Below are 11,020 nucleotides of genomic sequence, written 5' to 3'. Positions count from 1 at the left end.
TATGGGAGAGTTAAAAAATATAGAATGGTTTAAAAAGAGTTTTGCACCACTTTTTAAAAACTATGATTTGAAGTATAAATCGTTCGAGGAAGAAGGGGATTTGGGTTCTCTGATTCAAGTCGAGTTTAATTCAGAAAAAAAAGATGGTACAGTTGATTTTTGGAGCTTGGGTTGGACAGGAATACATGTATGGGACAATAACAATCAAAAGGAGTTGCTAAATGTTCTGCATTCACCAGATGAAAAAATAGAATTGGAAAGTTCTTTTAAAAAACTGGAAAGTTTGATTTTATAAAGGAAATATAGATTTCTTCACTTCTTTCCAAGCTAAAGGTTGACCAAAGAAGTAGTTGGGAGATTTAACTCGCTACTTCTTTGGGTCGAACGATTCTATTTTTTTTTTATACAGAGTATAATTTTCATCATCAAAGCAAACAAATGTAATTTCGCTTATTTTTTTAGGTGTCTCGCAAAACTCTTTAATTGCTTTAAATGCTATTTTTGCAGCTCTTTCTTTTGGAAAGCCAAATATGCCTGTACTAATGTTAGGAAATGCAATGGTACTTATATCATAATTTAAGGCCAATCGCAGACTATTAAGGTATGCTGATAGCAGAAGGTTTTCTTCATTATTTTTGCCGTTATTCCATTTAGGCCCTACTGTGTGTATAACATATTTACAAGATAGGTTACCACCAAATGTTATAACAGCTTCCCCAACTTTGCACCCACCTTGTCTATTGCGTATTTTTTGACATTCTTCTAAAATTGTATTACCACCTGCGCGATGTATTGCACCATCAACTCCACCTCCTCCAAGTAATGAAGTATTGGCTGCATTTACGATAGCGTCCACATTTGATTTTGTAATATCTCCTTTTTTTAGTCTAATATTCATTTGTTTCTTGCTGCAATTTCTAAATCAAAACTAATAAGTCTAGATTAAAAGGGATAACGTTGTAAATTAGTTGTTTTCGCAGACATCTAATTTTGAACAACTGAAAAACAGTAGCCATTTTTTCGGCTACCGGTTTTTCTTTACAACCCTTATTGCTTTCAATGTGGTAATCTAGAAGCGTTTTTAGCGGTATGTTTTCATTGTAAGAGATATCATACTTGCCACTCGTTCTTATGAAACCATATCGGATTGATATCCATAGAAAACCCTTGACATTTTTTCCAATTTTTGTTTGATAATAGGTTTGGTTACCGAAGAAAAACCCATGACCAGGCCCTTTTCCGTTTTCTTTTTGATAAAATACTTACTGTAAGGAAATGAGATAATTTCTTCTTTCATCAACATTTTGGAAACCTCGATATCATTCACATTTTCAGGGAGTTTGGCCATTACATGCAGTCCATGGTTTGCGGCTTGTATTTTAAAGGTGTCATCAAAAACATGTTGAAATTGGTCCACAAAAAACTGTTTGCGTTCCTTGACCACTTGCACCACTTTACGTAAATGCTGGCTGAGATAATCTTTTTCGATAAAATCAGACATGACCCGTTGTGTAGCAGGGGAAATAAATCGTAATGATTGCTCAAACATAGCCTTGATGCTATCGATATAATGTGGAGGGGCAATCAAATAGCCTAATCTTATCGAGGGGTGCAATATTTTATTGAAGGTGCCTTGGTAAAAAACCCTATTGCCTTTGTCCAAACCATATAACGAGGCAATTGGGGTTTCCCAGTTACTAAACTCATTATCATAATCGTCTTCAATAATCATCATATTGTTTTCTTCTGCCCAATCCAAAAGTTCCAATCGTCTTTTAAGGCTCATTTGAACCCCAGTAGGATATTGGTTGGAAGGTGTAGTGAAAATCAATTTGCCTCTTTTCAATTTAACATGGCTCAAACTATCCAAAGACAGACCTTCGGAATCAATAGCCGCGGGAATAATCTTGGCTTTTAGGCTTTTAAAAACAGCCAGAGCATTGGCATAGGTTGGGTTTTCCACAACCACTTCATCCTTTTTATTCAAAAGCAAATCCCCAATAATGGACAAAGAATGCAGTGAACCCGTTACGATAATAATTTGGGAATAATCACATTGTATGTTCCTATATAGTTTTAGGTAATCCGCAATGTTCTGTCTCAGACAATCCAAGCCAAGTGTATGGCTGTATGACATATCGGAATATCGAATATCCTTCCAATATTTATTGGTTAAATTTTGCCACTGCCGAACGGGAAAAACATCCAATGGCGGTAAACCGGGTCTAAAAGCAATGCCTTTGTTATGCCCTCTGTTCATTATGGATATGTTGGAACCGAAATGTTCTGCTCTTTCCGAAATCTTGGGATATTGGGTAATTCCTTTTTGCGTCCTTAGACTGTACCGGATCTTTTTGTCCTTAATATCATTTACATAATATCCCGAACCTTGCACCGCATACACATAATTTTCCATGCAAAGAATTTCATAAGCTTTGATTACCGTACTGCGGGATACTTGCATGTCTTCGGCCAGTAATCGGGTTGGAGGCAGTTGATATCCTTTTACCAGTCTCTTTTTCTTTATGGCACTTATAAACGCATTGGATAGCTTCATATATAGACTATCCTTTCCTTTATTGGGATTAAAACCGTGGGATATAAGTAAGCTATTGAGTTTGGTCTTCAAAATTGAAATGCATTGAAAAAAAAAATTGGTATGGGAAAGGTAGAAAAACATTTTATATTATTGATTTATATCTTTTAAATGACTAAATATTAAACATTTAGAAAAACATGATAACAGTATTACAAATTGGATTAGGACCTCTCGGGCAACAAATTGGTAGGTACATTTCAGAAAAAGAAAGCATTTGTACGGTTGCAGCCGTAGATATCGACAAACAATTGGAAGGAACTGATTTTGGAAAGCTTATGAATGGGGAATCCTCCAATGTCTTGGTTGAGAACTCCGTTGAAAATGCAGTGCAAAAACTTAAGGCAAAACCGGATGTTGCTATCATAACTACAGTTTCCAGTGTGAAAAAACTGGAAACTCAAATCGAAGAAGTAGCACAGCAAGGAATTCCTATAGTGTCTACCTGCGAAGAACTCTCTTTTCCTTGGGAAGAAAATCCAGAGTCAAGTAAAACTATTGATGCTATTTGTAAGAAACACAACATAGCGTGCCTTGGCACTGGGGTAAACCCCGGCTTTTTAATGGACTATTTACCATCAGTACTAAGTTCGGTTTGCAAGAATATCGATAGTATTTTGGTCGAGCGTATCCAGGATGCAACCCCTAGACGGATTCCTTTCCAGAAAAAAATCGGAGCCGGATTGGACCTTAATTCCTTTAAAGCCAAAGAAGCTGAAGGCACCCTTAGACACGTAGGCCTCAAAGAATCCGTATATTTCTTGGCCGAGAGCATAGGGCTTCAACTTGATAAGGTAACGGAAGACCTTATTCCGGTAGTTGCGGAGAATGATTTAAAAACTCCTTCAATGGAAATTCAAAAAGGTGACGCGCGAGGGGTACAACAGATTTCCCACGGCTATCAGAATGGAACCTGCAAAATAGAAATGCATTTCAAAGCCGCGGTTGGTGAACCAAGGTCCTATGATAGAATTACGGTAAAAGGTGTTCCTTCATTCACCTCTGAAATTGATACGGGTATAAATGGGGATATTGCCACATGCGCTATTACCATAAATGCGGTAAAAAGCATATTAAGAGCAGCTCCTGGACTGCATACAATGGCCACTATTGGTGTCCCAGGATATCTAAATTAAAAGAAATCGACAACAAAATTTTTAGCTGTTTAAATGGCCAACTATCCTGAAAAAGTATACATAAACGGAAAAATCGTTCCACACAATGAAGCCCAAATATCAGTTTTTGACAGGGGCTTTTTGTTTGGTGATGGAATCTATGAAGTAATGGTTCAAATTGGTAAAACGTTTTTTTATGGCAAGGAACATTTACTCAGACTGGCAAGCTGTCTTGAGAAAATAAATCTAGATTTTGATGTTTCTACACTGCCTAAAGAAATTGAAAAATTACTTTTCGCTTCCAAACTAAGCGATGTGGATTGTTTGGTATATATGCAGGTTACCCGCGGAGTCGCTGTTAGAAAACATGCATTTCCAAAGTCTGCCAAACCAACCATTGTCATGTATGCCATTCCATTGACATTACCGGACATTAACCAGAAAAGTATTGACGCAATCACCACAGAAGATAGTAGGTGGCACAGATGCGATATAAAGACAACTTCACTTCTAGGCAACGTAATGGCCAATGACAAAGCAGCGGAGCAAGAATCGTACGAAGCTATCTTTATAAGATATGGAAGGATAACAGAAGCGTCCCATTGTAATGTCTTTTTTGTAAAAAACGATATTGTTTATACGCATCCGGCGGATACTAATATATTGGATGGTATTACGAGACAGATTGTATTGCAGTTATGTGAAAAGATGGCTATTGAAGTGAGGGAAGAGGCCGTTCTTATAGAAAATCTAGCCAAAATGGATGAAGCATTCCTAACGGGCACAACAACCCAGGTTGCATCAATAGGTAGGATTGATGAACACTCCTTTACCTCAGATGGCAACATTGGTCCCATTACCAGGCAATTGCAACAGGCATTTTTGGATGTAAAGGGGACCTATAAAGGAACGTTATAAGTGCGCATTGCTCCATATATTTATCAAAGATATTTCCATATAAAACTAACATTATGAAAAGTAAAGTAGCATTTCAATTGATTTTCGGAGTGGTCCTTTTTCTCGGATGTAACAATCCGGAATATGACATCCTTATTTTAAACGGTGACATTTATGATGGCTCTGGCAGTGCGGCGTTTAAAGCCGATATCGCTATAAAGGATTCAGTCATCGTTGGTATTGGTGACCTATCAGAATTTAAGGCGACTCGCATAATTGATGCAAAAGGCATGGCGGTTGCTCCAGGTTTTATTGACATGCATGCGCATTTAGATCCCATATTGAATTTATCCGATTGCGAAAGTCACGTACGACAAGGGGTTACTACCGCCTTGGGAGGCCCTGATGGGGGCAGTCCCTGGCCCATTAAGACTCATCTGGACTCTTTGGATAAAATTGGTGTTGGAATGAACATAGCATATTTGGTCGGACACAATCAAGTGCGGAAAAATGTTATGGCATTGGAAAATAGGGCTCCCACTGAAGAAGAATTGGAAAAGATGAAAGAACAAGTGAGCCAAGCAATGGAGGAAGGTGCTTTTGGTATCTCAACTGGACTCAAATATCTTCCCGGAGCTTTTTCCAAAGTGGATGAAGTAATAGAATTGTCAAAAGTAGCATCTTCAATGGGCGGTATTTATACATCCCATCTAAGGGAGGAAGGCTTGGGGCTCTTTGATGCTGTAGAAGAAGCAATTAGTATATCTGAAAAGGCTGAAATCCCGGTTATTTTGACCCATCACAAAGCCATTGGAAAGCCAATGTGGGGGAAAAGTACGGTCACCTTGGCCATGGTGGATTCAGCACGTGCAGCAGGATTGGATATCAAATTGGATCAATATCCATATAATGCAAGCCACACCGGTATTTCCGTCCTTATTCCCGGTTGGGCCAGGGCTGGTGGTAATGAAGCCTTTATAGAACGTGTTCAAAATCCTGAATTGAGAGATAGTATAAAATCTGGAATCATATTCAACATTTTGAATGATAGAGGTGGCGAAGACTTAAAACGAATTCAATTTGCCAAGGTAAAATGGAATCGAAATCTGGAAGGAAAAACACTGGAGTATTGGTGCCAATTAAAAGGTCTTGAACCAACCCTTGAAAATGGAGCCGATTTAGTCATTGAAGCCCAAGTGAATGGTGGGGCATCTTGCATATACCATGCTATGCATGAAGAAGATGTTGAACGAATCATGAAACATCCGCAAACCATGATTGCATCTGATGGGAGACTTGTGCGACCAGGGCAAGGGCACCCGCATCCTAGATGGTATGGTACCTTCCCACGTGTGTTGGGGCATTATGTAAGGGAAAAATCTGTAATTACACTACCAGAAGCAATTTATAAGATGACGCAACTACCGGCCTCTTCTCTAGGGTTGACCAATAGAGGAAGTATTAAAGAGAACATGATGGCCGACCTTGTTATTTTTGACCCCAATACAATAATTGATAAGGCTACATTCGAAGAACCTCATCAATATCCTGAGGGTATTCATTTTGTGTTGGTCAATGGACAAGTTTCTATCGATGAGTCAAAGTTCAAAGGCTTGAAGGCAGGTAAGGTATTGCGAAAAAAACATTAATTTGGAATTATTTCAAAAGAAAAAAGGGATGCAAATTGCATCCCTTTCAAGCATGAGAAAACTAAGCTAACTCAAAACTAACTACTAAACTTTCTCATTGATTAACAGGTGTTGGCGTAAACAAATCCGGTATCGGGTTCGGTAAATTACCATTATTGTTAATCTCTTCCTGTGCATACAGAAAACGCTGTGGATTAACTGTAGTAGTCGTATTGTTCAAAGGAAAAGGTACCAAAAGGTCAGTTTCCGCACGCAATCTTCTTACATCGTTAAAAGGCATGTAGGTACTATAGCCCGTAACATATCTTTCTTCGATGATTTCACGTAGTACTGCCCTATCGGTAGCAATGTTATCAGGATTTTCCATTCCTCCTGCTTCAAAATCTGCTAATACATAGGCATCATATAGGAAGGTCTCATCTCCATTGATCAGGTTAAATGCAGCACCTGTATTCAGATAAGCCCTAAGCTCATTCAATTTATCGATTGCACCTTGCACATCATTGTTCGCCCTTATCAAACATTCCGCCCAGATGAGAACGTTTTCCTCATAGCTTACCAATTTCATCGGTGTAGTGGCATCATCAATTCCGCCAGTCTGGTCACCATCTCCGCTTATGTAAGAGTAATTTCTTCGTGCGGTTTCATCAGTTTTAGCATTATTTCTACTGTTAACATTGGCTGGGTCAATCAAATCCCTATAAAATGCTCCATCTCCCGTCATATCCCCTGCTCTACTACTGTTTACAAAGTTGAAGAGAATATTACTGTTACCAGGAACATCTCCAATTGGATTATAGGACATTGTTCCTGCGCTACTGCTAATTCCATTTACGACATTCGCCAATGCCTGCGCATATTGCTTGGTCTGTAAGAAATAGCGAGCTTTCAATGTATATGCCGCAGTAACCCAGCTATCAGCATCTCCACCGAAATAATTGTCCTGACTATTGGTAACGCTAGTTGTTGACCCATTCTGTAATTTAGGAATGGCATTGTCCAGCAAGGTTTGCAAAGCAGCATAAACTTCTGCTTGTCCATCCAACGTTGGATCTTCTGAATTTACACCTGGGTCATCAGGGACTGCAGTGGAGTAAGGGATATCTCCAAACAGAGATGCTGCTGTACCAACGGCCATGGCTTCATTAACGTCAATGATTCCTTGCAAAATTCCCACATCTGGGGAGATTCTACGAATCTCTTTGTTCTGAACCAATATTCCATTGTACAAATGCCCCCAAACGGCGTTGGAGTCTCCAGGTGTGTAATCATAATTATATAAGGTCTGTTGTACCAATTGCAAGCCTATCAAACCTCCTGTGTAATACATACTTGTTCTAGCCAATTGTCCTTGTTGAACCTGGGCATTGGCCAATAATGTTCCGGCAAGCATTAGGTCCCCCGAAGGTAGTTCCACCAATTGATTTGGATTTTCATTTACATCTAGGTAATCGTCACATGCCGTTGCCGATGTTAGAAAAATCAATGATAAAATTATTTTATATATAGATTTCATAGTTTCCTGCATTTAAAAATTAAAATTGATTCCAAAAGCATACGTTCTCGATCCAGGATTAGAGAAGTAATCCAATCCACGGGCCCTGCCCACACCAAACTGGTTAATATCAGGATCAATTCCGACTACATCTGACCAGATAATCAGGTTTCGCCCGGATGCCGTAAACTGCACAGAACTCAAGCCTGTAGCCTTCTGGAATTTCTGTGAATTTAAGGTATAGGTCAATGATAGTTCCCTGAGTCGGGTCCAACTTCCATCTTCTACAGCAAATTCATTCAACTTTCCATCTCCAAAACCATATAGAGATGTGTAGTAATCCTCATCAAGAAGTACATTCCCACCGCCAAAATTTCCAACATTACCTCTCACAACGGAACCGGCAGGGAAAACATCCCCGTCAAAATTCACCAAATCTTCGGTTAGGGTAATGGTATTACCCACATCTGAGTGTGTTCCGAAGAAAGATAAAATAAATCGGGTTCGCTGTGCCAGGTCATTTCCTTGACTGGTATCAAAAGATGCCGCCAGAGATAGATTCTTATATGAAAGGTCAAACTGTAGACCTCCTCTCCAATCAGGATTAGGATCACCCACAATCAAGTTGCCACCTGTGTCCACCTGAGGAAATCCATTGGCGTCCAACACCAAACTTCCATCGGCATTTCTAAGGGCCCCTTGAGTATACAAGACTCCTAGAGGTTCTCCGTCAATAGCAACCGATTCTATGGATGTACCTTCTGAAAATTCTTGAATAAATTCGCCTTCACCATTTACACCTCTTACTATATTTTCATTGGTACTATAGTTCAGGGCAATGGAACCTCTCCAATCATCTTTTCTCAAGAAGTCATATCTGAACTCAATTTCAAGCCCGTCGTTTTCTATGGTGGCCCCGTTCGCATAGATCTCATCAAAACCAAGAGAAGGAACCAAAGCAAGGTCTAAGAGTACATCCTCGGTTTTATTAGTGTAATATGTTGTGGACAAGCCTATTCTATTTCTTAGGAATCGCAAATCCAAACCTACTTCGTACTCCGTTTTAATCTCAGGTTTTAAGTTGGAGTTTCCTAAACGTTCGTCCAACTGAAAACCACCTCCGAAGTTCTCCAAAGCAATCTCATCTGAGAAGGAGGAAAAAGTACCTACCTCAAAAACTGTTTGTTCCCTGTGTGCTATGGGCACGTTTGCCACCTGGCCATATGCCAATCTGATCTTACCAAATGATAAGGGTCCTGAATCTTTTAAGGCCTTGGTAAAGGTCCAACCCAATTCTGCACTTGGGTAAAAGAATCCATTGTCCGATGATGGTAGAACAGAATGTTTTTCATAGGCACCACCCAATTGCAATATCAACTGGTCTGCATAGTCAAAATTCGCAGTACCATAGAAACGGATGTTTCGTCTGCTGGTTCTGGTGGTCTCAGAACCTATATTTTCCCTTGCGGATAGCTCAGAAGCATCCAATGGGTTCCTGAAGTTGGCAATAAAATTGTCTGCCTCTGTAAAAATTCGTTTACGTCTTCTATCATTAATACCGAAACCAACAATGACATTGGTATTTAAGTCCTTTGTCAATTTGTAGTTGAAGTTAGTAATGAGGTCTCCATTAAATTCCTCATTGTTTATGGTCTCATCATTTAACAAACCAAACCTTCTTGCCGCGCCTGCGGTATAGTATGGAAAAAAGTAAACCCTTGTGTCCACATAAAAATCCACGCCACCCCTAATCAAGGTGCTTATATTGTCGTTCCATTGATAGGAAACTTCTCCGGTACCTATCAATCTGTTTACTTTAGCCGTACTTTCTTGTTCCTTAACCGTCCATAACGGGTTATTATAGATGACATTATCACTGCTTCCAAGGGACCTTCTATAGCCACGATGCCTACTTGGAGTAATAGAACCTGAGCTGCTATGATAGTTGCCGATATAATCGGATTGGTCAAAATCCGGTGATGTACGCAGAAGTCCTAGATAGAGACCAGCGGTATTGGAACCCTGTTGCGTTCTATTGGAGCCAGTGTGTACATAATTTGCCTTAAAATTTGTTCTTAACTTATCCGTTAAGTTTTGTGTGAGGTTAACTGTAAAGTTTGTCTTTTTATAAAAACTACTTTTAACTATACCTTCCTGATTAACATGAGCCGCACTTATGTAGTAGGTTCCTTTTTCATTTCCACTGCTTACGGAAATTTTGTTGTCATAGGTTATACCAGATTGGAAAACCTGATCAAAGTTTCTATCAGTAAATATTTCCTGGGAGTTCTTTTGGGTAATGGGATAAATAATATTATCGGAAACCAAGGATTCAAAGAATTGACCGGAAGTATCCACATCGTCAGCACCACCGGCTCTTTCTGAAATCCGATCCCCCCAAGATCTTTGGGCATCAGCAGCAAAGCTACCTCCATTTCCCTGTCCAAAAGTGGTTTGCAAAGGATGCTTAATTGAAATTTGATCAATAGAAACACCAGTGGAGTAGTTAACATTGAATTTACCCGCTTTACCTTTTTTGGTGGTGATTACAATTACCCCATTCAAAGCTCTTGACCCATATAGGGCACCTGCAGAAGCTCCTTTAAAAACCTGAAACGATTCGATATCTTCCGGGTTAATATCGTTTAACCTGGACTGTTGTGATACACCAGCTGATTGATCATCATCCCCCGATCCTGCAAGGTTGTCATTGTTCAATGGAATACCATCTACAACAATTAAAGGTTGGCTTGATCCGCTTAATGAACTTGTCCCCCTAATCTGAATGTTGGAACCCGCACCAGGATCACCCGATGTGGCGTTTATTGATACCCCTGCAGCTTTACCTGCAATACCATCAATAATTTTATTCTCCACAGGTTGTACCAATTTATCCGCGTCAATTTTGGAATAAGTAGATGCCAGCTTATCACGCTGTTCTACAAAACCTAATGCTGTTACCACAACCTCTTTCAAACTCTCGGCATCTTGTACCAAGATAAAGTTTATTGTTGTGTCCGAGTCCACAGTTCTTTCTTGTGTACTATAACCAATATAGGAGACCACAAGTGTCTCTCCTTGGTTTACTTCAATGGTGTAGTTACCATCAAAATCCGTCGTAGTCCCATTGGTAGTTCCTTTGACAAAAACAGATGCCCCAGGTAACGGACCTGTGTCATCGGAGACTGTACCAGAAATTGAAATCTGGGAATGCCCAATCCCCACCGTAAAACATGCCAGTAGGAACGTAAAAAATGATTTTCTCATA

8 protein-coding genes are annotated in these 11,020 nt (G+C 39.6%); 4 read left to right on the top strand and 4 right to left on the bottom strand.

Translation table 11 applies throughout. The features are described from left to right. Position 1 precedes the first annotated feature (1 nt). Entirely contained in the window at positions 2-295 is a 294-nt protein-coding gene (locus ACOKFG_RS10430; protein ID WP_422861184.1) for a hypothetical protein, read from the top strand. Between the two features lie 72 nt (positions 296-367). Here the strand turns inward: ACOKFG_RS10430 and ACOKFG_RS10425 are convergent, their stop codons facing one another. Both ACOKFG_RS10425 and ACOKFG_RS10420 read right to left on the bottom strand, forming a co-directional pair. After that, positions 368-898 (bottom strand): O-acetyl-ADP-ribose deacetylase, encoded by a 531-nt coding sequence (locus ACOKFG_RS10425; RefSeq protein WP_422861183.1) that lies wholly within the window; start codon positions 896-898, stop codon positions 368-370. A 231-nt stretch (positions 899-1,129) separates the two neighbouring features. Beyond that, complete coding sequence (locus ACOKFG_RS10420) at positions 1,130-2,629, bottom strand: PLP-dependent aminotransferase family protein (protein ID WP_299485028.1); 1,500 nt, start codon at positions 2,627-2,629, stop codon at positions 1,130-1,132. 107 nt (positions 2,630-2,736) lie between these two features. Between ACOKFG_RS10420 and ACOKFG_RS10415 the strand changes: the two genes are divergently transcribed. The 3 genes from ACOKFG_RS10415 to ACOKFG_RS10405 are packed head-to-tail and all read left to right on the top strand — an operon-like array spanning position 2,737 to position 6,257. Continuing rightward, positions 2,737-3,732, top strand: coding sequence for a hypothetical protein (locus ACOKFG_RS10415; RefSeq protein WP_298789346.1), 996 nt, complete (start codon positions 2,737-2,739; stop codon positions 3,730-3,732). A gap of 33 nt (positions 3,733-3,765) precedes the next feature. Then, on the top strand, positions 3,766-4,629 hold the full coding sequence (locus tag ACOKFG_RS10410; RefSeq protein WP_298789345.1) for an aminotransferase class IV: 864 nt from the start codon (positions 3,766-3,768) through the stop codon (positions 4,627-4,629). A gap of 53 nt (positions 4,630-4,682) precedes the next feature. Further along, complete coding sequence (locus ACOKFG_RS10405) at positions 4,683-6,257, top strand: D-aminoacylase (RefSeq protein ID WP_298789344.1); 1,575 nt, start codon at positions 4,683-4,685, stop codon at positions 6,255-6,257. A gap of 94 nt (positions 6,258-6,351) precedes the next feature. Here ACOKFG_RS10405 and ACOKFG_RS10400 read toward each other — a convergent pair whose 3' ends face one another. Both ACOKFG_RS10400 and ACOKFG_RS10395 read right to left on the bottom strand, forming a co-directional pair. After that, on the bottom strand, positions 6,352-7,773 hold the full coding sequence (locus ACOKFG_RS10400) for a SusD/RagB family nutrient-binding outer membrane lipoprotein (RefSeq protein ID WP_298789343.1): 1,422 nt from the start codon (positions 7,771-7,773) through the stop codon (positions 6,352-6,354). A 12-nt stretch (positions 7,774-7,785) separates the two neighbouring features. Continuing rightward, on the bottom strand, positions 7,786-11,019 hold the full coding sequence (locus ACOKFG_RS10395; RefSeq protein ID WP_298789342.1) for a SusC/RagA family TonB-linked outer membrane protein: 3,234 nt from the start codon (positions 11,017-11,019) through the stop codon (positions 7,786-7,788). Position 11,020: the final 1 nt, after the last annotated feature.

It is taken from the genome of Flagellimonas rhodophyticola (assembly GCF_049332665.1).
Taxonomy (GTDB): Bacteria; Bacteroidota; Bacteroidia; order Flavobacteriales; family Flavobacteriaceae; genus Flagellimonas.
Note: the sequence above shows the minus strand (reverse complement) of the source record. Positions and strands in the feature narration are given on the sequence as shown.